At 42.0% G+C, this 24664-nt stretch carries 25 protein-coding genes, 2 pseudogenes and 1 CRISPR repeat array; of the genes and pseudogenes, 7 read left to right on the forward strand and 20 right to left on the reverse strand.

Translation table 11 applies throughout. The features are described from left to right. The first annotated feature begins 87 nt into the window (after nucleotides 1–87). From murT to QM956_RS00870, 3 genes are all read left to right on the forward strand, one after another. Nucleotides 88–1431 carry a lipid II isoglutaminyl synthase subunit MurT gene (gene murT, locus QM956_RS00860; RefSeq protein ID WP_414302080.1) on the forward strand — a complete coding sequence of 448 codons (1344 nt, stop codon included), beginning with the start codon at nucleotides 88–90 and terminating at the stop codon, nucleotides 1429–1431. Then, entirely contained in the window at nucleotides 1431–2213 is a 783-nt protein-coding gene (gene gatD / locus QM956_RS00865) for a lipid II isoglutaminyl synthase subunit GatD (RefSeq protein WP_414302081.1), read from the forward strand. Before murT ends, gatD begins: the two co-directional genes overlap by 1 nt. Nucleotides 2214–2340: 127 nt before the next feature. After that, nucleotides 2341–3423, forward strand: coding sequence for a M24 family metallopeptidase (locus QM956_RS00870; RefSeq protein ID WP_261014771.1), 1083 nt, complete (start codon nucleotides 2341–2343; stop codon nucleotides 3421–3423). Between the two features lie 103 nt (nucleotides 3424–3526). On the opposite strand, the gene QM956_RS00875 is transcribed toward QM956_RS00870, so the two are convergent. The 8 genes from QM956_RS00875 to QM956_RS00910 form a co-directional block, all read right to left on the reverse strand. Further along, the gene (locus tag QM956_RS00875; RefSeq protein WP_084863029.1) at nucleotides 3527–3988 is read right to left on the reverse strand and encodes an ECF transporter S component; all 462 of its coding nucleotides are present in this window, start codon (nucleotides 3986–3988) and stop codon (nucleotides 3527–3529) included. Next, on the reverse strand, nucleotides 3966–4739 hold the full coding sequence (locus QM956_RS00880) for a bifunctional hydroxymethylpyrimidine kinase/phosphomethylpyrimidine kinase (protein ID WP_414302082.1): 774 nt from the start codon (nucleotides 4737–4739) through the stop codon (nucleotides 3966–3968). The genes QM956_RS00875 and QM956_RS00880 overlap by 23 nt, the downstream gene beginning before the upstream one ends. Further along, the gene (truA, locus tag QM956_RS00885) at nucleotides 4729–5478 is read right to left on the reverse strand and encodes a tRNA pseudouridine(38-40) synthase TruA (protein ID WP_414302083.1); all 750 of its coding nucleotides are present in this window, start codon (nucleotides 5476–5478) and stop codon (nucleotides 4729–4731) included. Before truA ends, QM956_RS00880 begins: the two co-directional genes overlap by 11 nt. Nucleotides 5479–5577: 99 nt before the next feature. Continuing rightward, the gene (locus QM956_RS00890; protein WP_414302084.1) at nucleotides 5578–6729 is read right to left on the reverse strand and encodes an MFS transporter; all 1152 of its coding nucleotides are present in this window, start codon (nucleotides 6727–6729) and stop codon (nucleotides 5578–5580) included. Nucleotides 6730–6960: 231 nt separating this feature from the next. After that, on the reverse strand, nucleotides 6961–7590 hold the full coding sequence (locus QM956_RS00895; RefSeq protein WP_000033942.1) for a Pr6Pr family membrane protein: 630 nt from the start codon (nucleotides 7588–7590) through the stop codon (nucleotides 6961–6963). A gap of 2 nt (nucleotides 7591–7592) precedes the next feature. After that, entirely contained in the window at nucleotides 7593–7931 is a 339-nt protein-coding gene (locus QM956_RS00900) for a zinc ribbon domain-containing protein YjdM (protein WP_001061596.1), read from the reverse strand. 129 nt (nucleotides 7932–8060) lie between these two features. Further along, the gene (cmk, locus tag QM956_RS00905) at nucleotides 8061–8732 is read right to left on the reverse strand and encodes a (d)CMP kinase (RefSeq protein ID WP_247947354.1); all 672 of its coding nucleotides are present in this window, start codon (nucleotides 8730–8732) and stop codon (nucleotides 8061–8063) included. An 8-nt stretch (nucleotides 8733–8740) separates the two neighbouring features. Then, nucleotides 8741–9229, reverse strand: coding sequence for an SAG1386/EF1546 family surface-associated protein (locus tag QM956_RS00910; RefSeq protein ID WP_180948026.1), 489 nt, complete (start codon nucleotides 9227–9229; stop codon nucleotides 8741–8743). A 45-nt stretch (nucleotides 9230–9274) separates the two neighbouring features. Between QM956_RS00910 and QM956_RS00915 the strand changes: the two genes are divergently transcribed. Next, a complete protein-coding gene (locus QM956_RS00915) occupies nucleotides 9275–9472 on the forward strand; it encodes a ferredoxin (protein WP_161683526.1) in 198 nt (65 codons plus the stop codon). Between the two features lie 57 nt (nucleotides 9473–9529). On the opposite strand, the gene QM956_RS00920 is transcribed toward QM956_RS00915, so the two are convergent. The 6 genes from QM956_RS00920 to QM956_RS00945 form a co-directional block, all read right to left on the reverse strand. After that, nucleotides 9530–10495, reverse strand: coding sequence for a glycosyltransferase family 2 protein (locus tag QM956_RS00920; protein ID WP_414302132.1), 966 nt, complete (start codon nucleotides 10493–10495; stop codon nucleotides 9530–9532). A 1-nt stretch (nucleotide 10496) separates the two neighbouring features. Continuing rightward, nucleotides 10497–11516 carry a UDP-glucose 4-epimerase GalE gene (gene galE / locus QM956_RS00925; protein WP_061590355.1) on the reverse strand — a complete coding sequence of 340 codons (1020 nt, stop codon included), beginning with the start codon at nucleotides 11514–11516 and terminating at the stop codon, nucleotides 10497–10499. Between the two features lie 343 nt (nucleotides 11517–11859). Next, entirely contained in the window at nucleotides 11860–12963 is a 1104-nt protein-coding gene (locus tag QM956_RS00930; protein WP_414302085.1) for an NAD(P)/FAD-dependent oxidoreductase, read from the reverse strand. Nucleotides 12964–12979: 16 nt separating this feature from the next. After that, complete coding sequence (locus QM956_RS00935; protein ID WP_141230728.1) at nucleotides 12980–13777, reverse strand: Nif3-like dinuclear metal center hexameric protein; 798 nt, start codon at nucleotides 13775–13777, stop codon at nucleotides 12980–12982. After that, nucleotides 13764–14441: a tRNA (adenine(22)-N(1))-methyltransferase gene (locus tag QM956_RS00940; RefSeq protein WP_414302086.1), complete on the reverse strand. Its 678-nt coding sequence runs from the start codon at nucleotides 14439–14441 to the stop codon at nucleotides 13764–13766. Before QM956_RS00940 ends, QM956_RS00935 begins: the two co-directional genes overlap by 14 nt. A 100-nt stretch (nucleotides 14442–14541) precedes the next feature. Then, entirely contained in the window at nucleotides 14542–16878 is a 2337-nt protein-coding gene (locus QM956_RS00945; protein ID WP_414302087.1) for a cation-translocating P-type ATPase, read from the reverse strand. Nucleotides 16879–17010: 132 nt separating this feature from the next. Here QM956_RS00945 and QM956_RS00950 point away from each other — a divergent pair, with 132 nt between their 5' ends. After that, entirely contained in the window at nucleotides 17011–17760 is a 750-nt protein-coding gene (locus QM956_RS00950; RefSeq protein WP_414302088.1) for a lysophospholipid acyltransferase family protein, read from the forward strand. 43 nt (nucleotides 17761–17803) lie between these two features. Here QM956_RS00950 and QM956_RS00955 read toward each other — a convergent pair whose 3' ends face one another. The 6 genes from QM956_RS00955 to rpsO all read right to left on the reverse strand — a co-directional run bounded on the left by QM956_RS00955 (nucleotide 17804) and on the right by rpsO (nucleotide 23783). Next, nucleotides 17804–18496, reverse strand: coding sequence for an alpha/beta hydrolase-fold protein (locus QM956_RS00955; RefSeq protein ID WP_045611209.1), 693 nt, complete (start codon nucleotides 18494–18496; stop codon nucleotides 17804–17806). After that, complete coding sequence (locus tag QM956_RS00960) at nucleotides 18477–19487, reverse strand: ABC transporter substrate-binding protein (RefSeq protein ID WP_414302089.1); 1011 nt, start codon at nucleotides 19485–19487, stop codon at nucleotides 18477–18479. The genes QM956_RS00955 and QM956_RS00960 overlap by 20 nt, the downstream gene beginning before the upstream one ends. 19 nt (nucleotides 19488–19506) lie before the next feature. Continuing rightward, nucleotides 19507–20262 carry an ABC transporter ATP-binding protein gene (locus QM956_RS00965; RefSeq protein WP_414302090.1) on the reverse strand — a complete coding sequence of 252 codons (756 nt, stop codon included), beginning with the start codon at nucleotides 20260–20262 and terminating at the stop codon, nucleotides 19507–19509. A gap of 1 nt (nucleotide 20263) precedes the next feature. Continuing rightward, nucleotides 20264–21310 (reverse strand): FecCD family ABC transporter permease, encoded by a 1047-nt coding sequence (locus tag QM956_RS00970; RefSeq protein ID WP_414302091.1) that lies wholly within the window; start codon nucleotides 21308–21310, stop codon nucleotides 20264–20266. Nucleotides 21311–21567: 257 nt separating this feature from the next. After that, the gene (locus QM956_RS00975; RefSeq protein ID WP_153209866.1) at nucleotides 21568–22179 is read right to left on the reverse strand and encodes a CadD family cadmium resistance transporter; all 612 of its coding nucleotides are present in this window, start codon (nucleotides 22177–22179) and stop codon (nucleotides 21568–21570) included. 298 nt (nucleotides 22180–22477) lie between these two features. Continuing rightward, nucleotides 22478–23032: a CRISPR direct-repeat array (repeat unit 36 nt; unit sequence GGTTTTTGTAGTCTCCAAAATTGTGACCGATAAAAC). Nucleotides 23033–23513: 481 nt separating this feature from the next. Next, nucleotides 23514–23783: a 30S ribosomal protein S15 gene (gene rpsO, locus QM956_RS00980; RefSeq protein WP_001018251.1), complete on the reverse strand. Its 270-nt coding sequence runs from the start codon at nucleotides 23781–23783 to the stop codon at nucleotides 23514–23516. Nucleotides 23784–23985: 202 nt separating this feature from the next. On the opposite strand from rpsO, the pseudogene QM956_RS00985 reads away from it, so the two are divergent. Next, nucleotides 23986–24359, forward strand: a pseudogene (locus tag QM956_RS00985) (hypothetical protein). Between the two features lie 73 nt (nucleotides 24360–24432). Then, a pseudogene (locus tag QM956_RS00990) lies at nucleotides 24433–24641 on the forward strand (hypothetical protein). The last annotated feature ends 23 nt before the right edge of the window (nucleotides 24642–24664 follow it).

A 24664-nucleotide genomic window follows, 5' to 3' on the forward strand; every position in this document is an offset into this window, starting at 1 on the left:
ATCGTATCGAACAGCCCTCCTTGGGCTGTTTTTACTTCTGCGGAATCTCAAATCTGTCTTTTCCTTCTTTTATGATATAATAGAAACATGAAATTAAAAACTACTTTGGGCCTTCTTGCTGGGCGTTCTTCCCACTTCATTTTAAGCCGTCTTGGCCGTGGAAGTACGCTTCCAGGAAAACTTGCCCTTCAATTCGATAAAGATATTTTACAAAACCTAGCTAAGAACTACGAGATTGTCGTGGTGACTGGAACCAACGGAAAAACCTTGACAACTGCTCTCACTGTCGGCATTTTAAAAGAGGTTTATGGTCAAGTTCTGACCAACCCAAGCGGTGCCAACATGATTACAGGAATTGCGACAACCTTCTTAACAGCCAAATCTTCTAAAACTGGGAAAAATATTGCCGTCCTAGAAATCGACGAAGCCAGTCTATCTCGTATCTGTGACTATATCCAGCCAAGCCTTTTTGTCATCACGAATATCTTCCGTGACCAGATGGACCGCTATGGTGAAATTTACACAACTTACAAGATGATTTTGGATGCCATTCGTAAGGTGCCTACGGCTACTGTTCTCCTTAATGGAGATAGTCCACTTTTCTACAAGCCAGCTATTCCAAATCCTGTACAGTATTTTGGTTTTGACTTGGAGAAAGGCCCAGCCCAGCTGGCTCACTATAATACCGAAGGAATCCTCTGCCCTGACTGCCAAAGAATCCTCAAATATGAGCACAATACTTATGCAAACTTGGGTGCCTATATCTGTGAAGGCTGCGGATGTAAACGTCCTGATCTCGACTATCGCTTGACAGAACTAGTTGAGTTGACCAACAATCGCTCTCGCTTTGTCATTGACGGACAAGAATACGGTATTCAAATCGGTGGTCTCTACAATATCTACAACGCCCTAACTGCGGTTGCCATCGCCCGTTTCCTTGGTGCAGATTCACAACTCATCAAGCAAGGATTTGATAAGAGTCGTGCTGTCTTTGGACGCCAAGAAACCTTCCATATCGGTGACAAGGAATGTACCCTTGTCCTCATCAAGAATCCTGTTGGAGCGACCCAAGCTATTGAAATGATCAAACTAGCACCTTACCCATTTAGCCTATCTGTTCTACTCAATGCCAACTATGCTGATGGGATTGATACTAGTTGGATCTGGGATGCGGACTTTGAACAAATCACTGACATGGATATCCCTGAAATCAACGCTGGCGGTGTTCGTCATTCTGAAATCGCGCGTCGTCTACGGGTAACAGGCTATCCAGCTGATAAAATCACTGAAACAAGTAGTCTGGAACAAGTTCTTAAAACAATTGAAAACCAAGACTGCAAGCATGCTTATATTCTGGCTACCTATACTGCTATGCTTGAATTCCGCGAACTGCTGGCTAGTCGTCAGATTGTTAGAAAGGAGATGAACTAATGGTTTATACTTCACTTTCCTCAAAAGCTGGCAATTACCCCTATCAGCTCAACATTGCCCACCTCTATGGAAACCTCATGAATACCTACGGGGACAATGGAAACATCCTCATGCTCAAGTATGTGGCTGAAAAGCTGGGAGCCCATGTGACCGTTGACATCGTTTCTCTCCATGATGACTTTGACGAAAATCACTACGACATCGCCTTTTTCGGTGGCGGTCAAGACTTTGAACAAAGTATTATTGCAGACGACCTACCTGCTAAAAAAGAGAGCATTGACAACTACATCCAAAACGACGGTGTGGTTCTGGCTATCTGTGGTGGTTTCCAACTATTTGGGCAATATTATGTTGAAGCTTCAGGGAGACGTATCGAAGGACTAGGGGTCATGGGCCACTACACCCTCAACCAGACCAATAACCGTTTTATCGGTGACATCAAGATTCATAATGAAGATTTCAATGAAACCTACTATGGTTTTGAAAATCATCAGGGCCGTACCTTCCTCTCTGATGACCAAAAACCGCTGGGACAGGTTGTCTATGGAAATGGAAACAACGAAGAAAAGGTCGGCGAAGGGGTCCATTATAAGAATGTCTTTGGTTCTTACTTCCACGGACCTATCCTCTCTCGCAATGCCAATCTAGCTTATCGCCTAGTCACTACTGCCCTCAAGAAGAAATATGGTCAGGACATTCAACTCCCTGCTTATGAGGACATTCTCAGCCAAGAAATCGCTGAAGAATACAGCGACGTCAAAAGCAAGGCTGACTTTTCTTAAACAAAAGGAAATTATATCAAAGAACTCTGTTATCTTGTCGGAGTTCTTTTTTCCTTTTCTTTTACCCTTCTCCCTTGCATTTTCTCTCTTTTTTTGCCAAAATAGAGGGGTAGAAAGAAGGTAGCATATGTCTAAATTACAACAAATCGTAACATATCTTGAAACTGAAAAACTAGACGTCGCTGTCGTATCTGACCCCGTCACAATCAATTACCTCACTGGCTTTTACAGTGATCCCCATGAACGTCAAATGTTCCTTTTTGTCCTAGCGGATCAGGAACCCCTCCTCTTTGTCCCAGCCCTTGAGGTTGAGCGTGCAAGTAGCACTGTTTCCTTCCCAGTTGTGGGCTATGTAGATTCTGAAAATCCATGGCAAAAAATGAAACATGCTCTTCCAAAACTTGACTTCAAACGTGTCGCTGTTGAGTTTGACAATCTCATCTTGACCAAATATCATGGCTTGAAAATAGTCTTTGAAACTGCTGAATTTGAAAACCTCACTCCTCGTATCCAACGTATGCGCCTCATCAAATCAGCTGACGAAGTGCAAAAAATGATGGTTGCAGGTCTCTATGCGGACAAGGCTGTTAAGGTTGGTTTTGATAATATTTCTCTTGATAAAACTGAGACAGATATTATTGCCCAAATTGACTTTGCCATGAAACGTGAAGGCTATGAAATGAGCTTTGACACCATGGTCTTGACAGGTGATAATGCTGCAAATCCACACGGTATTCCAGCAGCAAACAAAGTTGAAAATAACGCCCTTCTCCTCTTTGACCTTGGTGTTCTAGTCAACGGCTATGCGTCAGATATGACTCGTACAGTCGCAGTCGGCAAACCTGACCAATTCAAGAAAGACATTTACAACTTGACTCTTGAAGCCCAACAAGCTGCTCTTGACTTTATCAAGCCAGGTGTGACTGCCCATGAAGTGGACCGCGCTGCCCGTGAGGTCATCGAAAAAGCTGGTTACGGCGAGTACTTCAACCACCGTCTTGGTCACGGTATCGGTATGGATGTCCACGAATTCCCATCTATCATGGAAGGAAACGACATGGTCATCGAAGAAGGCATGTGCTTCTCTGTTGAACCAGGTATCTATATCCCTGGCAAAGTCGGTGTTCGTATTGAAGACTGCGGTGTTGTTACCAAGGATGGCTTTGACCTCTTTACAAGCACCAGCAAAGACTTGCTTTATTTTGATTAATATTCTTCGAAAATCTTCCCACAATAAAACGCATACTATCAAGGTTTTTCAACACCTGATACTATGCGTTTTTCTTATTTGAAAGACTTTTGACTCAGCCTCTTTACTTAATCTTCTTGATACTTTGACTAAGAATAAATCCTACAATCATCCCTACCATATTTTGCATGAAATTTGGTAGGATTTCGGGTAGGGCTGCTGCCCAGCCATTCATCAAAGTTGAACCCAAGGCGTAACCCCCTACCATTGCAATTGTTGCTAAGATAAGGCCTAGCCACTGAGCTTTTCCTTTAAACCCTGCGAAAAATCCCTGCAAGCCATGGTTGACCAAGCTAAAGAACATCCACTGAGGGTAGCCTGATAAGAGGTCAATCAAGAAACCTGCTAATCCTCCGACTACAGCCCCTTCACGACTACCAAAGTAGAAGGCCGTAAAGAAGACACCCGCATCTAAAAGAGTTAGAATTCCTGTCGGTGTTGGAATTTTTAAGAAATAGCCTAGAACCACAGAAAGGGCGGTTAATAGAGATACAAGTGCTATTTTAGTTGTTTTTGTCTGCTTCATATTGTCTTACTCCATACTGATCTGCTTGTACAATAGCACGAAAAACGAAAGCCTTAGAACTTTCTACTGCTGGTAAAAGTTCATCACCTTTAACCAAGTGACTGGCAATGCTAGAGGCAAGGGTACAACCTGCACCAGCATTTTGGCCTTGGATAACGGGATTTTCTAGGACTGTAAAGGTTTGTCCATCATAAAAAACATCCACAGCCTTGTCCTGACTAAGGCGATTGCCTCCCTTGATAATGACTGCTGGCGCTCCTAAGTCATGTAATTTCTGCGCTGCATCCTTCATATCTTCCAAGGTTTTAATTTCCTGACCAGCTAATAATTCTGCTTCTGGAAGATTAGGCGTAATCACACTGACATGAGGGAAAAAGCGAATCAACTCTTGACAGAGCTCGCTGACAGCTACATCGTGCGTTTCCTTGCAGACCAAGACAGGGTCCAATACCACAGGAACTCCTTGGCGTTGCTTGATAAAGTCCAATGCCTTCTCAGCCACACTGACAGTAGGGAGAAGACCAATCTTAATCCCTGCAAACTCCACATCACGCAAGCTATCTAATTCATGTTGAAAAATGGTATCGTCAGTTGGAAAGACTTCAAAGCCCTTTTCCGTCAAGGCTGTCAAACAAGTCACTGCTACAAAACCATGCAAGCCGTTCAAGGTATAGGTAGCCAAATCAGCTGACAGGCCACCACCACTAAAAATATCATTCCCAGAAAGTGCTAAAATACGATTATTCTTCATAACGAATCTCCTTTAAATATAAACCATTTGGTGCTGCAGTGGGACCTGCAAGCTGCCTGTCCTTTTTCTCCAAGATGAGGTCAATCTGCTCTACTGGCATGCGGTTATTGCCGATTTTGAGCAGTGTCCCCACCATATTGCGAATCTGTTTATACAAGAAACCATTTCCTGAAAAGGTAAAAGTCAAAAACTGGCCTGTCTCATCAACCCTAAGACTAGCTTCTGTAATAGTACGAACCTTGTCCTCTACACTAGTCCCAGAGGCTGTAAAACCGGTAAAATCATGGGTTCCCTCTAGCTTTTTGATTGCAATCTGCATGCGTTCCACATCGAGTGGATAGGGAAAGTGAGTGGCATAGTGACGGCGCATAGGATTCTTGGGACGGCCCCTATCCACGATAAACTCATAGATCTTACTGTGCTTGGCATAACGGCAATGAAAATCATCCGCCACAAGCTCAATCGAAATCACATCAATATCTTCAGGAGACTGGGTGTCCAAAGCAAAACGGAGCTTCTCCTCATCCATTTGATAAGGCAGGTCAAAATGAATAACCTGTCCCAGGGCATGAACCCCACTATCTGTCCTACCAGCACCGTGAACAGTAATGGCTTCCCCTTTATTTAACCTGGTCAAGGTTTTTTCAATTTCTTCCTGAACACTACGCGCATGAGACTGGCGCTGAAAACCAGCAAAGGCGTAACCATCATAGGAAATAGTTGCTTTGTATCTTGTCATAACTTCTATTTTATCAAGAAAATAATCTGTAAACAAGATTCTAAAACAAATATTGTCTGGGTACAATATTCACAAAAAGAAAAACTTAGGAAACCAATCCTAAGCTCTCTTTTGAAGTAGGTACATGACAAAGATAGAGGTTACAATTAACCAAGATCCTAAGATAGCAAAGACCAACATGCCATTGTGAGTTAGTAAGCCAATTGCACCTAGAACGAATGGAGTCGTAAAGGCTCCGAAACTACAGCCTAATACAGCAAATGAAGTGGCTTGATTGAGGAGTTTAGCTGGAATTCGTTCAGAGACAAGTTGAAAGACCGTCGTCAAGGCTACACTGTAGGCAAAACCAGCTAGAATACTCCCTGCTACAACCACCCATAAGGATGGTGACAAGGCAATCACGATTTGCCCTAAGCCGAAGGTAATACCAGACCAGAGGAGCAGTTTCTCTTTAAATATTGAAATCAGGAAAGAAAAACTTACACCAGCCACAATCCCGATCAACTGCATGACACTAAGAACAAAACTAGATAACTGGGCATCTCCAAGCCCTCTTTCCACCATCAAACTTGGAATACGGATGGTAATAGCTGTATTGGTACAAACTACAACTGCCGCTTCGATAGCTAGAATAAAAATCAAGCCTTTCATTTCTCGAGTTAAGCGACTTACTTCCTTCTCTTTTTTCTTGACTTCTTTCTTTTCTTTTCCATAAGGTACAAAGAGCAGATAAAGGGTCAGTACCAAAAATCCAGCACTGTAGGCTAGGAAGGTAGCTGTCCAACCGAAGGCCAACAATTGGCCGACTGCCAAGGTAATGAGAGAAGCCCCAACGACCTCTGCAGAACCGCGTAGTCCTAACATCTGAATTCGCGTTTTTCCTTGATAGCGTTCACTGATAATGGAAATGGCCTTGGCATTAATCATCCCAACACCCAAACCAAAAAGAATCCGTGTTCCAAAGACAAAAGGATAAGCTTGGTACCAAAAGGGAGCTGTTCCACTTAGTGATAAAATCAGCAATCCCAAACTGATCTGTAAGCGCTCAGGAAATATTTTTTCTAAGAAACCATTTAGTAATAACATAATCATGATTCCAAAGGAGGGCAAGCTCGCCAAGAGCTCAATTTGTTCCTTAGGATAACCTTGATAATAGTCAAACATAGCTGGCAGGGCACTCGAGATGGAAAAGGATGTAATCAAAACGAGGGAGAGAGCCAAAATACTGGTCCGTTCTAAAAATTGTTTCATGAAATCTCTTTCTATATTTTCTCTTAATCTTCTGTCTCTTTTGATAGTTATCAAACAAGCAAGAAAAGAAGAAGCCTCTTTAGTGTACAGACTCCTTCTTAAACTCGAAAATGAATCCCTTGTGTCTTATACTCAATGAAAATCAAAGAGCAAACTAGGAAGCTAGCCGCAGGCTGTACTTGAGTACGGCAAGGCGAAACTGACGTGGTTTGAAGAGATTTTCGAAGAGTATTAGGATGACTTTCTCTTGATTTGCTTAATAAAGTAGAAGATAAATCCTGCCACCATATAGGCAACAAAGATAATCAGACACCACTTGAACACGACATCCCAACCCTTGTTTACATTCAAAAAGAAGTAAGGGAAGGGACTGACCTTAGAATTAGGAACATCAAGTTTCAGTACCAAGCCATTAAAAAGAGCAAAAATCATATAAAGCAAGGGTAAAATCGTCCACACAATTGGATCCCAAATCTTGTATTGACCCTGTTTGTCAAAAAAGAGGGTATCTGCTAAAAACCAGAGGGGAACGATATAGTGGCAAAGAAAATTTTCTAGGGTATAGAAATTAGTCGCAATAGGCGCTAATAGGAAATGGTAAATCACACAGGTAATCATGATACTCATAGTGACCCCACCTTTTAAGCGCAAGAGACTTGGCCTTTGCCAGTTTTCACCTAAACGGCTCATAACCTTTAGGAGATAGAGCGTAAAAATCGCGACTAAGAGGTTGGACAGAACCGTATAATAGAGCAGCATCCCAAATCCACCATGCTTGGCGATTTCAAGATAAACTCCCGTAAAAGCCGCTAGAAACAAGAAGATACGGCTATAAAATACAAGTTTATAGTGTTTTGACATGCTTAAATTTTCTTCACAAACTCTGATTTGAGTTTCATGGCACCGAAGCCATCAATTTTACAGTCGATATTGTGGTCGCCTTCTACGATGCGGATATTTTTCACGCGCGTCCCTTGTTTCAAATCTTTTGGCGCACCTTTTACTTTCAAATCCTTGATGAGAGTGACTGTATCACCGTCAGCCAATTTATTTCCGTTGGCATCGATAGCAACAAGGCCCTCTTCTACATCTGCAACTTCAGCAGGATTCCACTCATAAGCACACTCTGGGCAAACCAGTAGGGCACCGTCTTCGTAGACATACTCTGAGTTACATTTTGGGCAATTTGGTAGGTTGTTCATGGTTTCTCCTTATCATCATTCACTATTCTTTGAAAATCAAAATTTCTCGAACAGCAACTATTATACCCTAAAATCAGCATTTTGACAAATTTAGAAAAAACCGATATCAATCTATCGGCTTTTCAACATCTACATTCTTTTTTCAGCTTCTGCTTTGATTTTTTCAACTACTTCTTGAATGTTCAAGCCAGTTGTATCAAGGTAGACAGCGTCCTCTGCTTGTTTGAGAGGCGAAGTCTCACGATGACTATCCTTGTAGTCACGCGCAGCAATTTCCTCTTTTAGGGTTTCAAGGTCTGTTTCAATTCCCTTGGCAATATTTTCCTTGTAACGGCGCTCTGCTCTTTCATCTACCGAAGCTACTAGGAAAATTTTCAATTCTGCTTGTGGCAATACAACCGTTCCAATATCGCGACCGTCCATGACAATCCCACCTTGCTGGGCAATCTCTTGTTGGAGAGAAACTAGTTTCTCACGTACTTCAGGAATTGCTGCAATAGCTGAAACATGATTGGTCACTTCATTTTCACGGATAGGATGGGTAATATCCACATCTCCTACAAAGACAAGTTGTTCTCCAGTTTCTGAGCGCCCAAAACTGATTGGATGCTGGTCCAATAAGTCTAAGAGTTCTTCAACTTGTTCAACTCCTAATTGGTTCCTGAGAGCCATGTAGGTCGCTGCACGATACATAGCACCTGTATCTAGATAGGTGTAACCAAAATCCTTTGCAATAATCTTTGCGACTGTACTCTTACCACTTGAAGCAGGACCGTCAATAGCAATTTGAATTGTTTTCATATCAACTCCTATTTGATTTTGACAACATCACCTGGATTAGCAAACCAAGACCCTGTAGCCATATGCCCAGGATTCAAGGCCTCTAGCTGAGCAATCGAGATTCCTGCACGAGCGGCAATGGCTGCTTCTCCTTCTCCAGCTAAGACTTTTGTAGTTCCTTCTGGATCAGTTGGATGTTCTGAGCTACTAGATGACTCTTCTGCCTTCTCCTCTGAACTAGAAGATGCCTGCTCTGAACTACTAGAAGTAGAAGAAACTTGCTCTACTTTTGTATCTGAATCGTGAAAATCTTTCAAGGCTGCCGTGCGATTACTCCCACCCGATGAAAGATAGATCAGAACAATAATCATCACGACTACAATCACAAAGAAAATACTTGCTAAAATAGTCAAGATACGATTAGCCAGCACTCCTCCACCTTGTTCTCTCTTACGACGTTCTGATCTTGTTTCTTCTTGATTCTCATAAATATCTTCTTGCCACGGTTCTTTTGCCATACCTTACTCCTTGTTTTTTTTTACTTTTCTTATTACAATATAAATATGAAAATCACACTTATACCTGAACGTTGCATTGCCTGTGGGCTTTGCCAAACTTATTCTGATTTATTTGATTACCACGATAATGGAATCGTGCGTTTTTACGATGACCCTGACCAACTAGAAAAAGAAATCTCTCCTAGTCAGGACGTCGTAGAAGCTGTTAGAAACTGTCCGACACGTGCCTTGATTAAAGATTAACTCTAATATCGACAGGAACGTTCCACTCCTTCTAGTTTAGCATATTTCCATGCAAAATTATAGTCTTTTCTCTTTATTTTTTTCTGTAAAATCAGGAAGGTCACTTTTGTCTTTGATAAGATAAAGTGGTCTTTTTTTAGTCTCTAGATAAATCTTACTGATATACTTACCGAGAATCCCAATGGTCAAGAGTTGAATCCCACCAAGGAAGAGAATAACAGCCATCAGAGAGGTCCAACCTGATGTCGGATTGCCCAAAATGAGGGTTCGAACCACAACAAAAAAGGTCATTAGTAGAGAAATAAAACAAGATAGGAGACCTGCCACAAAGGCGATAATCAAGGGAAAATCTGAAAAGTTAACAATCCCTTCAATGGAGTAGAAAAAGAGTTGCCTAAAACTCCAACTGGTCTTGCCAGCCTGTCTTTCGACATTTGGATAGTCCAGATAGTGGGTTTTAAAGCCGACCCAGGCAAAGAGTCCCTTAGAAAAACGATTAGACTCGGTCAAAGCTAAAATAGCATCGACTACAGACCTTCTCATCATGCGAAAATCACGGACACCTGACGGCAGGGCTACTGGACTAATTTTTTGCATAAGGCGGTAAAAGAGATTAGCGCAGAGACTACGTAAAACTGGTTCTCCCTCCCGACTAGTTCTCCGTGTTCCTACACAGTCTAAATCTGCATTTTGGTCTAGTAAATTTTTCATCTCAAGCAACATACTAGGAGGATCCTGGAGATCTGCATCCATCACCACCACTAGGTCTCCTGTCGCATATTGCAAGCCTGCATAGAGAGCTGCTTCTTTGCCAAAATTTCGCGAGAAAGAAATATAATGAACTGCCGGATTTTGCTCCCGATAGGTCTTTAAGAGTTCCAAAGTCCCATCACTTGATCCATCGTCGACAAAGACATACTCGATTTCTGTTTCCAAATCTGGAAGTAAAGCTTCCAAAGCCTGATAAAAAAGAGGAAGTACTTCCTCTTCGTTTAAACAGGGGACAATGATTGACATCACCATCTTAGTCTTCAAATCCATTTGGATGCTTACTTTGCCAACGCCATGCGTCTTCACACATTTGGGTGATGCCTAACTCTGCTTCCCAGCCCAGTTCTGCTTTGGCTTTTGCAGGATCTGAATAGCAGGCTGCGATATCCCCTGGGCGACGGTCTACAATGCGGTAAGGAATTGGACGTCCCACTGCTTTTTCCATATTTTGGATAATTTCAAGAACTGAGTAGCCTTTACCTGTTCCAAGGTTATAAACGTTTAGGCCTGAACCTTTTTGGATTTTTTGTAGAGCTGCGACGTGACCTTTAGCCAAATCGACAACGTGAATATAGTCACGAACACCAGTTCCGTCTTCCGTATCGTAATCGTCTCCAAACACTTGCACTTGCTCTAATTTTCCAACGGCTACTTGAGTCACATATGGCAAGAGATTGTTTGGAATACCGTTTGGATTTTCTCCCAAATCTCCGCTCTCATGAGCTCCGATTGGGTTAAAGTAACGAAGCAAGACCACATTCCATTCTGAGTCTGCCTTGTAGATATCCGTCAAAATTTCCTCTAGCATAAGCTTGGTTCGGCCATATGGATTGGTCACTGAAAGAGGGAAATCTTCCAAGATGGGCACTGTATGAGGATCTCCGTAAACTGTCGCAGAAGAACTGAAAATGATGTTTTTACAGTTGTTTTCTTCCATGACCTTCAAAAGACTAACAGTTCCAGCGATATTGTTGTCATAGTAGGCAAGAGGAATACGTGTTGATTCGCCGACAGCCTTCAAGCCAGCAAAGTGAATGACACCAGTTGGTTCTTCTTGTTTGAAAATGTCACGAAGAGTATCTGTATCACGGATATCTGCCTCATAGAAAGGCACTTCAACTCCTGTAATTCTCTCAACAACTTCTAAACTTTTTCTGTTACTATTAACAAGGTTATCCACCACAACAACTTGATGACCTGCTTGGATTAACTCAATAACAGTGTGGGTTCCGATAAAACCTGCTCCACCCGTTACCAAAATCTTTTCTTGCATCTTCTTTCCTCGATTCTCGGATTATTTTTTCTTATTTTACCATTTTTGATAGGGAATGTCATTTGCCATCCTAGAGGGGAGGCTAAAATTTCAGTAAAATTCTTATACTTTTCGAAAATCTCTTCAAACCACGTCAACGTCGCCTTGCCATATATATGTTACTGACTTCGTCAGTTCTATCCACAACCTCAAAGCAGTGCTTTGAGCTAACTTCGTCAGTTCTATCCACAACCTCAAAGCAGTGCTTTGAGCTAACTTCGTCAGTTCTATCCACAACCTCAAAGCAGTGCTTTGAGCAGCCTGCGGCTAGTTTCCTAGTTTGTTCTTTGATTTTCATTGAGTATTATTCGCTTTTTACTCGTTTGACATAGTTTTCAATTGGGTAGTTTAGAGGGTCCAAGGTCAACTCCTTGTCTTGAATCAGTTGAGCTAGATGGTAACCAATGATAGGTCCAGTTGTGAGGCCTGATGAACCTAGTCCACTAGCAGCATAGATACCTGCTAATTCTGGCACCTGCCCAAAGAAAGGTGAGAAATCACTGGTATAGGCACGGATTCCCACACGCTCAGCTCTTGAAGTCGCTACTGCCAAGACTGGATAGTGAGGCAAGGCTGCCTCCTCCATTTGTTGGAGTAAGGTTTCATCTACCGTCAAATCAAATCCCATGTCATTTTCATGGGTAGCGCCTAGGGATAATTTCCCACCTGCAAAAGGAATCAAATCCCACTCCCCTTCTGGCATAACAACAGGGTAAGCTTCCATGTCTTGGCCAAGCTGATAATCTCGTAGTTGTCCTTTTTGAGGACGGACATCCACAGCATAACCTAAAGGCTCTAACAGGTGTCCCAACCAAGCTCCAGTCGCCAAAATAACCTGATCAAACACCTCTTCTCCAATTTGGTAGCCTGATGCTAAAGGTGTCAGAGTTACTTTTTCTTTGACCAGCTTGACCTGACTGGCTTCCAGCAAACGAGTCACTAAAAGTTTGCCATCTACTCTCGCTCCACCAGAAGCATAGAGCAGACGGTCAAATCCCTGCAAACCAGGGAATAATTCGTTAGCTGATGCTTGGTCCAGAATGGCTAACCGGCCTATCAAAGGAGATTCTTCTCTACGCTGGAGGGCTAGTTGATAGAGTTCTTCCAACTTAGTTTTATCCTTTTTCAGGAGAAAGACTCCCGAACGCTGGTAAAAGTCAATTTCTTTCCCTGACTTCACTAAATCAGCCAACAAATCCACATAAAAGTCAGCCCCCAAGCGCGCCATTTTGTACCAGGCTTTATTGCGACGTTTGGAAAACCAAGGACTGATAATTCCCGCTGCGGCCTTGGTAGCCTGACCTTGTCCATGGTCAAAGACGGTTACTTCTAGGTCACTTTCTTTAGAGAGGTAGTAGGCAGCTGTTGCTCCCACAATTCCTGCTCCAATAATGGCAACTTTTTTCATTGTTTTCACTTTCTAACTAGATATGGTGGAAAGGATTGGTCGATGCTTGACTTGGTACAATATCAATTGTCCAGCCATTTTCAGCCTTCCATTGAGTAAGGAGTGCAGAAATTTTTTCCACAAAAAGCACTTCAATATAGTGACCTGGGTCCAATGCCAGTAACCCATCAGACAACATATCCTGGGCAGTGTGGTAGTAAATATCACCAGTGATATAGACATCTGCCCCCTTTGCCAAAGCATCCTTATAGAATGACTGCCCACTTCCACCACAGATGGCCACTCTTGAAATAGGCTTCTGCAAATCGCTCTCTTGATAATGCACCATTCGAAGACTATCTAGACCAAAGACTTGCTTGACATTCTGGGCCAATTTCCCAAATGTCTGAGGCTGAACATTCCCAATACGTCCAATTCCACGTTCAGGACCTGTCTCCTGCAGATAGGTCGTTTCCTCGATACCTAGCATCTGACAGAACCAATCATTGAGACCATTTTCAACGATATCAATATTGGTATGGCTGACATAAACTGCAATGTTATGCTTGATGAGGTCGATGTAAATCTGATTTTGCGGACGGCTAGATACCAAGTCCTTGATAGGACGGAAAATCGGCGCGTGCTTGGCAATAATCAAGTCCACACCCTTTTCAATGGCTTCAGCCACCGTTTCTTCACGAATATCCAGAGCCACCATGACCCTTTGGATATCCTTGTCCAAAGTACCAATTTGCAGACCACGACTGTCTCCCTCCATTGAAAATTCCTGAGGGCAAAAGGCTTCATATGCGTTAATTACTTCACTTGCTAGCATGGAGAACCTCCTTGATGGCTTGAATTTTATCTACTAAAACTTGACGTTCCTCCAGATTTTTTTCTGGGATTTGTCCGAGGGCGAACTCTAGCTTAACAGCTTCTTTTTGCCATTTTTGGACAAAGACTGGACTGACTTCTTTGGACAAGAAAGGTCCAAAGCGAACATCACTGGCTGATAACTTCATTTGTCCAGCTTCCACAACTAGAATTTCATAAAACTTGCCAGCTTCTTCTAAGATGCTTTCAGCTACGATCTGAAATCCGTTCTCTTGTAGCCAGATACGCAAGTCGTCTTCACGATTATTGGGCTGGAGGATAAATCGTTCTACATTAGCTAACTTGTCCAAGCCTTCTTCTAAAATCCTAGCAATCAAACGGCCGCCCATGCCAGCAATAGTGATGACCGATACCTGATCTGCCTCTTCAAAAGCTGCCAAGCCATTGGCTAAACGAACCTGGATTTTCTCCTTTAGGCCGTGAGCCTCAACATTTTTGACCGCAGACTGATAGGGACCTTCCACCACCTCACCCGCAATGGCACTTTTGATTTGGCCTCTTTCGACCAACTCGATAGGCAGATAAGCATGGTCACTTCCCACATCTAGTAAAATGGCTCCCTGTGGCACAAAGGAAGCCACTAATTCTAATCTCTTTGAAATCATTTTCTCTCACTTTCCAAACTCTGTTACCTCTTATTATACCACATTTCAGCTGGCAATCTTGTACCTAAAAAGACCGCAATCCACAGATTGCAGCCTTTCTTTATTTTCTAGCTTGGTAGCGACTGGTCAAAATGAAAATCACGGTAAAGACCAACATCATGACACCATAAACAGGTAATGTTTGTCCTGTTAAGGTTGAAATTTCAAGTAGTTTTTGAATTCTTGGGAAGAGAGCTGTAGCTAGGAAGCCTCCTACTGACCAAACAATCAAGAGGACACGCCATAGAGTAAATGGCATGCAGGCTCTAAATACAGATAAGAAACCGATAGACCCAAGCAGATAATAGAGGAGGGTTGAGATTTCTAACTCAGACCAACCTTGGCTACTTCCAAATATTTTCACAAAAAGAACGCTGAACACAACCATGAGAGCACTTGGTAGAGCACGAAGCATGGATCTTCTGAGGAAGTTTGGCTCGACAGGCTTGATATTTCGCTCAAAAGTCAGAACGAATGGTGGGAAACCTTCCACGAACTGGTCAATCATGGTAATCTGGATTGGAATGAAGGGAAAAATTAAGATCCATTCAGACCGACCTAGTAAAGCACTGGCAATACAGATGACCGCTAACAGGAAGGAATAGATGGTCTTTATCAAGAAAATCGGAGCGATGTGGGCAATGTTATTGACCACACGACGACCTTCAAAGAGAATCTCAGGAACATCATTGAAGTCAGAGTTCAAGAGAACCAGATTGGCAATCTGACGAGTCGCAGAATCTCCCTCAGCCATCACGATAGAACAATCCGCCTCACGAAGAGCCAGGATATCATTAACTCCATCCCCAGTCATAGCTGTTGTATGACCCGCTTTTTTCAGTGTTTGGATGATGAGTTTCTTTTGATGAGGGGAAACACGTCCGAAAATAGCTGTCTCCTCAGCCATAGCAACCAATTCCTCATCCGTGATTTTTGAGCAATCTACATAGCTCTGATAGTCTACAAAACCTGCTTTTTGGGCAATACTTGAAACAGTGACTGGATTATCACCAGAGATAATCTTGAGGCCCACTTCCTGAGAACGGAGATAGTCCAGCGTCTCTGCTGCTCCCTCTCGAATCGGGTCCAAGATTTCCAGCAAGGCTAGAGCCTGAATATCAGATGGTTTTTGTGGTTTGTGATGGTCTAATTTCTCCTGACTGAGAGCCAAGACCAAGACACGTGACCCTCTCTCCAAGGCCTCTCTGGCTTCTGGGACCTCAGAATCCAGCAACATCTCAGGCGCCCCTAAGAAAACTGTTCCCAAACCTTCTAACTCCATGGCTCCCCACTTGCGGTCGCTTGAGAAGGGAAGATTGGAAATCATAGGATAAGTAACTTCTCCCACAAAACGCTTTCGAATAGCTTGGGCGGTTGGATTTTTATCTTCACTATGGGCCATATAGCTGGCCAAGATACTAGCAAGCGCTGACTCTCCATACTCTTCGGTCAAAGGAAGTACGGCCTCCACCTGCATCTTTCCTTGGGTGATGGTGCCCGTCTTGTCTAAACAGAGCATATCCACGCGTGCCAAGGTCTCAACAGAATACATCTCCTGCACCAAGACCTTTTTCAAGCCCAGCTTGATCACTGCAGTCAAGAGCGAAGTAATGGTCAAAAGGGCGATTCCCTTAGGCAACATTCCCAAAAGGGCTGTCGACGAGTTTACAACGGACGACTTAAGAGGCAAGCCTTTTAAAAGCAAGGCTTCTAGCAAGAGAGCCAGACCAAAAGGAATGATAATCTTCCCAGTAAAACCAGCTAGCCTGTCCAACGATTTCATGATACGAGAGTTGATTGGTTTAACGGTCTTGGCTTCCAGCATGAGTTTGGCAGCATAGTTGTCTGCACCTACATGGTGAACTTGAGCTAAAACTGCCCCACTGGCTAAAAAACTTCCTGACAAAAGCAAGGCATCCACTTCCTTTTGCACCAAATCACTTTCCCCCGTCAACATGGCTTCATTGACTTCCGCAAAACCTTCCAAAACCAAGGCATCACTGGGAATCTGCTCTCCTGCAGATAAACGAATGACATCTCCTAGCACCAATTCTTCAGGATTCAGAGCAACTTCCTGACCATCACGAATAGTCTTGACCTTTTCCTTGGTCATGAGATTGAGCTTGTCCACCATGTGTTTAGCCCGCAGCTCGGTCACAATTCCAGAAAAAGCGTTAAAGCAGATAACGGCAAAGAAGACCAGATTGCTCCAAGCCTGCACAAAGGCTAGTGCCAAAGCAATGGCAAAGTTCAAAGCATTAAAAAGGGTAAAGACATTTCGTTTGATGATTTGCCAAGTGCTGGTACTGGCCGAAGCAGTAAAATCATTGACCAAGCCCTTAGCCTGTCTTTCCTTGACTTCTCTTTGGGTTAATCCCATAATCTTATTTTTATCCATAAATTCTATCATATCATTTTTTTTTACAGAATTCTAATCTCATCCTAAATCTGCACCTAGTCAAGGGAAAAGTTTGCCAGCCCTCCTTTGATAAGGTATAATAATAACAAGAAAATAATCGAAGGAGATCGCATGTTTTATACTTATTTACGTGGATTGGTTGTATTGCTCCTATGGTCCATCAATGGCAATGCCCACTATCATAATACTGATAAAATTCCTAATCAAGATGAAAATTATATTCTGGTTGCACCTCACCGCACTTGGTGGGATCCAGTTTACATGGCTTTTGCGACCAAGCCAAAACAGTTTATCTTTATGGCAAAAAAAGAACTCTTTACCAACCGTATCTTTGGCTGGTGGATTCGTATGTGTGGCGCCTTTCCCATCGACCGTGAAAATCCTAACGCCTCAGCCATCAAATACCCTATCAATGTTCTCAAAAAAAGTGATCGCTCTCTTATCATGTTTCCAAGTGGGAGCCGTCACTCAAACGATGTCAAGGGTGGCGTAGCCTTGATTGCCAAAATGGCCAAGGTCCGTATCATGCCGGTTACCTACACAGGTCCCATGACTTTGACGGGCTTAGTTAGCCGTGAACGTGTCGATATGAACTTTGGAAATCCAATCGATATCTCAGATATCAAGAAAATGAATGATGAAGGCATTGAAACAGTCGCCAATCGTATCCAAACAGAATTTCAACGTTTGGACCAAGAAACGAAACAATGGCACAATGATAAAAAACCAAACCCACTCTGGTGGTTTATCCGCATCCCTGCTCTCATCCTTGCCATTATCCTCGCTATCCTAACCATCATCTTTAGCTTTATCGCGAGCTTCGTATGGAATCCAGATAAAAAAAGAGAAAACCTTGGTTAAACAAATACAACAATCCCTTGGCAAAAGCCAAGGGATAAATCTTTTATTCGATTTTCCATTTTTGGGCTAACCAGCTGGAAAAAGCTAGGAATCGTTCAACTACTTGTTCATGGTGTCCATGAGGATCAAAGACAAACTGGCCGTTCGGATAGCATTTCTGAAGACTGGTATGGATCTGTTCAGCATAGGCTGGTGCTTGAGCCAAGCGATTACTATGATTGGCTCCTTCTGTTTGACCATTCTGTAAATACAGCAAACAGTCTAGATTTTTCACTGTCTCTGCCTTGCAGTAAGTCACAAAATCAGGATACCAAAAGGAACCGCAGATCGAAAAGACACAGGAAACCTTGTCAAAGCTGAAAAGACTGTAGACTGCCGCCAAACCACCTAGTGAGTAGCCTCCATAAGCAAGGCGAGTTTCGTCCAGGCGATAAAGCGACTGCAACTTGTCTAAAAGACCTCCAAATAAATGATCATGATAGGCGTTGGCCTGACCTCCAAAATCTGGAGCTCCATCTCTCAGAGCTGATGTCGCCCAGGGAGTGTAGTCGTCTAAGCGATTTTTAGAGGTCAAGCCCACTAAAATCACAGATTCGGAAAGGGACGATAGGAAATCCAAGTTTCCATCATTCAATAAAATAGCCGGATAGGTTTGATTGGGGTCGTAGTTAGAGGGAAGGCTGATTTTGACTTGAATTCCTTCCCAATCAAACTCATTATTTATTGATAAAGTCATTGATTTTCTCAAGGGAATCAATCACTGATGGACCATAGTCCATCAATTCATCGTAAGAGATGGTCATGATTTTTTGATTCTTAATAGCAGGAACGCTTTCCAAAACAGCATTTGCCTTCATCAACTCTACTGCTTTTTCATCCAATTTTTTATTACGATCGCTGGTTACATAGATAATCAATTCAGGATCCATTGACACGAGATTTTCCAAGGTCAAGCCTGATGTCCCCGTAGCAACGTTTGTATAACCAAGTTGGTTGAGCAGGCTCTCTTGCAAAGCAGACTTGTAGGCACCGAAGGTTTCATCATTATAAGCAACCATAATCAAAGCCTTTTTCTTTTCACCTTGACTTGCTGGGTTTGCTTTCTTAACAGCATCAATTTTAGTTTGTAATTGTGCTGCGTATTCATTAGCCTTGTCCTGAACATTAAAAATCATTCCAAGATTTTTGACATCTTCTACGATATTCCCCAAATCTTGCTGAATCGTTGAGAGAGAAGCTTTTTGCGTATAAACTGGGATTTTATTTTCATTCCAAGTGCTAACTGTCCCCAAGGATTTTTCAGAAAACATCATGTTTCGACCCATCAAAGCGTCTGGCTCATAAGAAAGGACTGTCTCTTGTGATACTGTTTTTTTATCCCCAATTTGAGGAATAGTCGCAATCGCGTCCTTGTATTTATCCGTCACAGCATTGTCTGGATTGAGCATGCCAACAATTTTATCCTTCAACCCCAACTCCAATAAGATTTCAGTGGTTGAAAGATTGTTTGTAATAACTTTTTCAGGTGCCTTGTCAAAGATTTGTTCGACTTCATTCCCTTTCGCGTCATAGGTTTTGACCGTTAGTGGATAAGTCGTCTCTGTGCTCGCCTTTTGACTTGTTTCTGTGCTAGATTGTGTAGTAGCTTTTTCAGTGGTAGTGTTGCTACAAGCTGCCATCGTTAAGGTAGCTACTGTTACGAGTAAAATACTGAGTGTTTTTTTCATCTTATTTTCCTTTTCATTCTTATAAATAGTGAATCATAGCTTGCTGATCCTCGGTCCAAGTCACCTGACTTTGAACTCCGTATACAGTTTGCAATGACTCAGGGGTGATGGTCTCCTTTGGAGTCCCTTGGTAAAGGATTTCTCCCTCTTTCATCAGATAGAGATAATCCGAATAGCGACAAGCAAGTTGAATATCATGCAGGACAGCTAGAACATTGACCTTGAGATTCTTCACAATGGCCAACAAGTCTAGCTGATACTTGATATCCAGGTGATTGGTTGGTTCGTCCAGGAGCAAGAGAGTCGGTTCTTGCGCCAAGGCGCGGGCTAGTAAGACTCGCTGTTTCTCTCCCCCTGACAGAGACGAATAGAGACGAGTTTTCTTCTCAAGCATATCCACCTTAACGAGGGCATCTTGAACGAGCGCATAATCCCTTTCCCTTTCCTTCTGTAAAAAAGAGAGGTGGGGAGTTCTTCCCAGCAAGACGATTTCCTCAACTGTACAATCAAACTGCAATTGATTAAACTGAGTGACAACTGCCATTTGCTTGACTGTTTCTTTGAGTGACCAATGTTCCAGTGGCTTTCCATCTAGGCTTATCAAGCCTTTGTCCGCCTTTTCCTGACGATAGAGGAGTTTAAGTAGGCTGGTTTTTCCACTTCCATTTGGCCCTAATATCGTGTGAAATTGATGCCCTTCAACCTTAAGAGAGACTCCTTTGAGGATTTTTTTCTCTCCTAGTCCAAAATGGATATCCTGACAAATCAAGTCCATATCAGACCCTCACCTCCCTTCGCCTACCTCCAACAATGTAGATAAAGAAGGGAGCACCTACTAAGGCTGTGAAAATACCAATAGGAAGCTCTGCGTTTGGAATGATGATACGAGAGAGTACGTCTGCCCAAATGACAAAGAGGGCACCCAGCAAGGTTGCAACAGGAAAAAGCCTCTTGTAATTCGTTCCTACTAACCCTCGAGCTAAATGTGGAGTAATCAGACCGACAAATCCAATAATCCCACAGGTTGCCACTAAGACTGCTGTCAGCACAGCCACCATGGTCACATAAAGATACCAATAAAATCGTAAGGGAATCCCCAAAGTTAAAGCAGCCTCATCTCCCATCATCATCGCATTGAAAACACGATACTGAGTAGAGAAAAATAGAAAGGCCATTCCTGCTACCATAGTTGGCAGGACCAAGTCTGCCCAGGAAGTCCCAGCAAGCGAGCCCATTGTCCAAAACTTAATGGTCATCACACTATCCGCATTAGCTCCGACTGAGATAATAAAGTTGGAAAAAGCCAGAAAGAGAGCGTTGACTACCGTTCCTGATAAGATCAGACTAGAAGTCGTCATTCTTCCCTGCATAGAGGCAATGATGAGGACAGCAATTGTTGCCAAAATAGCTCCAAGAAAAGCTCCAAGGCTAATCATCACTTTTAAACCAAGAATGATGCTCAAGGTTGCACCTAGAGTTGCACCTGCAGATATTCCTAAGACATAAGGCTCTGCGATGGGGTTGTTCACTGTAGACTGCATCACGCTACCACACATAGAAAGGCCTGCTCCTACTATCAGACCTAACAATACTCGGGGGAATCTCATGTTCCATACAATGGCAAGAGTAGACTTGGAAACCTCTCCTATCTCAAGAGGAAATCCCAACCTGCTCAAAATAATCCGATAGGTATCTCCTAGATCAATCGCAACAGATCCCATTGAAACTGCTAGAAAGAGAGAAATCCCTAAAATACCTAGCAAAATAACTAAAAGTAACAGAAATTGCTGGTCTTGTCGGCTTCCAGAAAATTTGGAAAGCATGCAAACCTCCTTTGATAGAATATTAAAAATTTAGAAAATTCTCATGAAAAGTATACCATATTTTCAACTGTGTAACAAGCTATGGAAAAAATACAATTAAAATCAGAAAAATTATGGTTGGTTTTTCCATACAGTGCTAGGAACCGTAACCAAAGATAATACTTGAGTATATCGAGGTAAGGTGCCTACGCAAAAAGCCCTCTGAAGTCAGAGAGCTAATTTGAACTCGGGCTAAAATCCTAGTGAAACAAAAAAATCTACACGATCAGAAAAGTCTCTATCGTGCCATTTTCATACATGATGTATAGTCCAAGTACAATGAATACTAAGGGCACAATGATTCGCTCGTATTTTTCAATTGTCTCGAATATTAACGGAATAGAGGATAACACCCGACTAATCTCGCATAAGATAATTATGCCGATTACAAACACAAGCAACGCCACGAGGGTCTGTGACCAATCTAACGAAGCAAAATAAGGTATATAGATACCTAAATTATCTCCGCCAGACGCAATTGTTAGCAATGTAACTGTCCAAAACAGTTGATTTGCCTTGCTTTGTTCTAATCTTTCAATAATTTCTTCCTCTTCTTCCTCACCTTCTCCAACAATTGCAAAGCGAATCCCTAAATAGATAGGGATTAAACCAAGCAATCCAACCATCCATTCTTCAGGCACAAAATTAACGACATAAGCAGCAACTAAACTCGCCCCTACAAGTAAGCCTGTGCCTAGATATTGCCCCGCATAAATATGCCATTTTTGTTTATTCTGTGATAGCTGTGCAAATAAAATAAATAAAATAATTAAATAATCGATACTGGTGGAAATATAAACACCAATAGCAGATATGATTGTCTGTCCCATAAAAAACCTCCTGTATTAGTCAGTAATAAATCAGCAGATTTTAGGAGAGCACAGACACATTAATTTAGCTATCGCTAGTGGGTAATGTCGAACATAGGAAAGCATTTTACTCCTCCTCAAAACGTAGTTACAAAGTAATTTCTAACTGGAATTCGGTGACTACTTTCATGTAAAGTATAACATACTATACTTTACTTCGTAAAGTGTGGGCTCTTCGAGTCGTCTTGCAGACAGCTACTCGGCTTTTCAAGCCGAGTAGCTACGCACCTTTATGGTGTAATTAGCTGATACCATTTGAGGTTTTTGTAGTCTCCAAAATTGTGACCAATAAAACAACTTCGCGCTAAAGGTTACATCAAAGGAAGTTTTTGTAGTCTCCAAAATTGTGACCGATAAAACCAGGTAAACAAAATACAACTACTTGGACAGGTTTTTGTAGTCTCCAAAATTGTGACCGATAAAACTTCTTAATGATTAAACAGCCACATAATTAGGTTTTTGTAGTCTCCAAAATTGTGACCGATAAAACTGGATTAGAAGGAGTAGAAGGATTTTATTGGTTTTTGTAGTCTCCAAAATTGTGACCGATAAAACCTATAAGATGAAAGAGGTATTTTGTTCGAGGTTTTTGTAGTCTCCAAAATTGTGACCGATAAAACTGTTCACCTAAGTTTGCTATCAAAGCTGGGTTTTTGTAGTCTCCAAAATTGTGACCGATAAAACTGATTCGGGTAGCTTTAGCACAAATCTTAGGTTTTTGTAGTCTCCAAAATTGTGACCGATAAAACGGGTTGCACACTTGATTCGTTGAGGGAATTGTTTTTGTAGTCTCCAAAATTGTGACCGATAAAACCTCAATAAAAAAGCCCTCTGAAGTCAGAGAGCTGATTTGAGCCCGGGCTAAAATCCTAGTGAAAAAGATGAAACTCCTTGTGTTCATCGAACACTGTGTCATTTCCCTATTTTCATACGGATTTCTTACGCCCTTAGCATCATGATTCTTGCTGGATAAAACGTTTATAGATTAGACGGCGAGGAGAAGAATGTACGAAACTTTCAGTGAAACAAAAAAAATCTCCCCGAAGGGAGATCATTCTGGTTTATTTTACCTTACAGTGCTAGGAACCGTAACCGAAGATTATACTTGAGTATATCGAGGTAAGGTAACAAAAGTAAAAAAGCTACCCATTTTAGAGTAGCTTCATTATCAAGATATGCTCAATTGAACACGGCCTAAGCACTTGGCAAAAAAGATAAAATCTCCTAGAAACTGAAGTTTCTTCGTCAATTTTCCTATTTTTGCTTTGTGCTTTTGACGGCCTTTGTATCTTGAATTAACGACGAAGTCCTAGAGAGTTGATCAACTCACGGTAACGGTTAACGTCGTTTTTACGCAAGTATGCCAGCAAGTTACGACGGCGACCGATTTTCTTCATCAACCCACGGTAAGTAGCGTGGTCTTTTTTGTGTTGTTTGATGTGTTCATTAAGGTGGTTGATTTCCCAAGTAAGGACAGCAACTTGAACCTCTACTGAACCTGTATCACCTTCGTGACGTGCATATTGTGCAATGATTTCATTTTTTTTCTCTTTTGAGATTGCCATGATGTTTCTCCTTTTTATTTGGCTTCATCCGAGTGACAGGTTGGCATGCCTGTAACCAAGAAGAAGTTATTTGTCTTTACGACAATCCCTATTCTACCAATAACTGACTTCTTTGTCAACAGATTTACTTTCTTGTTTTAAACATGCTATAATAATCATAGCAAGAAATCTAAGTTATCTGTTTTTAAACGAGGTGATTATCATGCCTAGATTCTATTCCCATCTACCCTACTATCTGGTCATATTTTTCTTTTATTGGCCACTTTATGAGTTGTTATCACTAATCATTTCTAACCCCCTTTTGCTCAAGAGTCTCTACGTAAATAATATTCTCTTCTTTACACCTCTGGTAATCTTGATTGTATCGCTACTCTATAGCTACCGTTTCCGTTTCTCACTTTGGTGGTTAATTGGTAACGGACTGCTCTTTTGCTTTACTATCATAACCTTTGGTGAATTTATCTGGTTTTACTTTTTAGCCTATGAAACCTTGGCTCTGGTGGGCATGGCTTCCGGTATTGGTATCAAGCATATTCTACAAAAATGAAAAACAAAAAACTTTCACAAAATCCTTGAAAAATCTCACAATCATGCTATAATAATCCATAGAGACAAGTCACTTAGTCCCTTTCTACTAGAGAGTGCGTGGTTGCTGAGAACGCATAGAGAGCCTAAACTGATACTACTCTTGAGTTTTTTATGAAAACATAAAACGGTGGCCACGTTAGAGCCAATCAGAGGTGTCCCTCTTTTTTGAGGAACATAAATGAAGGTGGAACCACGTTGCGACGTCCTTTCGAGGATGTCGCTTTTTGTTTTTCTAACTTTCTCAATCCTCTGTCCCTGTTTTCAAAATAGGGTTAACACATTCGTCAATAATA

The sequence above is a fragment of the Streptococcus mitis genome (assembly GCF_047460035.1).
In the GTDB taxonomy this organism is placed as follows: domain Bacteria; phylum Bacillota; class Bacilli; order Lactobacillales; family Streptococcaceae; genus Streptococcus; species Streptococcus mitis_DW.

Excerpts from the sequence above, each read along its gene's own strand:
- QM956_RS00890 (WP_414302084.1), bottom strand. The coding sequence starts at position 6,729 with ATGAAACAATTTTTAGAACGGACCAGTATTTTGGCTCTCTCCCTCGTT.
- gatD (WP_414302081.1), top strand. The coding sequence starts at position 1,431 with ATGGTTTATACTTCACTTTCCTCAAAAGCTGGCAATTACCCCTATCAG.
- QM956_RS00935 (WP_141230728.1), bottom strand. The coding sequence starts at position 13,777 with ATGCTAGCAAGTGAAGTAATTAACGCATATGAAGCCTTTTGCCCTCAG.
- QM956_RS00975 (WP_153209866.1), bottom strand. The coding sequence starts at position 22,179 with ATGGGACAGACAATCATATCTGCTATTGGTGTTTATATTTCCACCAGT.
- QM956_RS00920 (WP_414302132.1), bottom strand. The coding sequence starts at position 10,495 with ATGGTGATGTCAATCATTGTCCCCTGTTTAAACGAAGAGGAAGTACTT.
- QM956_RS00875 (WP_084863029.1), bottom strand. The coding sequence starts at position 3,988 with ATGAAGCAGACAAAAACAACTAAAATAGCACTTGTATCTCTATTAACC.
- QM956_RS00870 (WP_261014771.1), top strand. The coding sequence starts at position 2,341 with ATGTCTAAATTACAACAAATCGTAACATATCTTGAAACTGAAAAACTA.
- QM956_RS00895 (WP_000033942.1), bottom strand. The coding sequence starts at position 7,590 with ATGTCAAAACACTATAAACTTGTATTTTATAGCCGTATCTTCTTGTTT.
- QM956_RS00910 (WP_180948026.1), bottom strand. The coding sequence starts at position 9,229 with ATGGCAAAAGAACCGTGGCAAGAAGATATTTATGAGAATCAAGAAGAA.
- QM956_RS00880 (WP_414302082.1), bottom strand. The coding sequence starts at position 4,739 with ATGAAGAATAATCGTATTTTAGCACTTTCTGGGAATGATATTTTTAGT.
- QM956_RS00900 (WP_001061596.1), bottom strand. The coding sequence starts at position 7,931 with ATGAACAACCTACCAAATTGCCCAAAATGTAACTCAGAGTATGTCTAC.
- galE (WP_061590355.1), bottom strand. The coding sequence starts at position 11,516 with ATGCAAGAAAAGATTTTGGTAACGGGTGGAGCAGGTTTTATCGGAACC.
- QM956_RS00955 (WP_045611209.1), bottom strand. The coding sequence starts at position 18,496 with ATGACTTTATCAATAAATAATGAGTTTGATTGGGAAGGAATTCAAGTC.
- QM956_RS00940 (WP_414302086.1), bottom strand. The coding sequence starts at position 14,441 with ATGATTTCAAAGAGATTAGAATTAGTGGCTTCCTTTGTGCCACAGGGA.
- QM956_RS00945 (WP_414302087.1), bottom strand. The coding sequence starts at position 16,878 with ATGGATAAAAATAAGATTATGGGATTAACCCAAAGAGAAGTCAAGGAA.
- QM956_RS00960 (WP_414302089.1), bottom strand. The coding sequence starts at position 19,487 with ATGAAAAAAACACTCAGTATTTTACTCGTAACAGTAGCTACCTTAACG.
- QM956_RS00915 (WP_161683526.1), top strand. The coding sequence starts at position 9,275 with ATGAAAATCACACTTATACCTGAACGTTGCATTGCCTGTGGGCTTTGC.
- cmk (WP_247947354.1), bottom strand. The coding sequence starts at position 8,732 with ATGAAAACAATTCAAATTGCTATTGACGGTCCTGCTTCAAGTGGTAAG.
- murT (WP_414302080.1), top strand. The coding sequence starts at position 88 with ATGAAATTAAAAACTACTTTGGGCCTTCTTGCTGGGCGTTCTTCCCAC.
- truA (WP_414302083.1), bottom strand. The coding sequence starts at position 5,478 with ATGACAAGATACAAAGCAACTATTTCCTATGATGGTTACGCCTTTGCT.
- QM956_RS00930 (WP_414302085.1), bottom strand. The coding sequence starts at position 12,963 with ATGAAAAAAGTTGCCATTATTGGAGCAGGAATTGTGGGAGCAACAGCT.
- rpsO (WP_001018251.1), bottom strand. The coding sequence starts at position 23,783 with ATGGCAATCTCAAAAGAGAAAAAAAATGAAATCATTGCACAATATGCA.
- QM956_RS00970 (WP_414302091.1), bottom strand. The coding sequence starts at position 21,310 with ATGCTTTCCAAATTTTCTGGAAGCCGACAAGACCAGCAATTTCTGTTA.
- QM956_RS00965 (WP_414302090.1), bottom strand. The coding sequence starts at position 20,262 with ATGGACTTGATTTGTCAGGATATCCATTTTGGACTAGGAGAGAAAAAA.
- QM956_RS00950 (WP_414302088.1), top strand. The coding sequence starts at position 17,011 with ATGTTTTATACTTATTTACGTGGATTGGTTGTATTGCTCCTATGGTCC.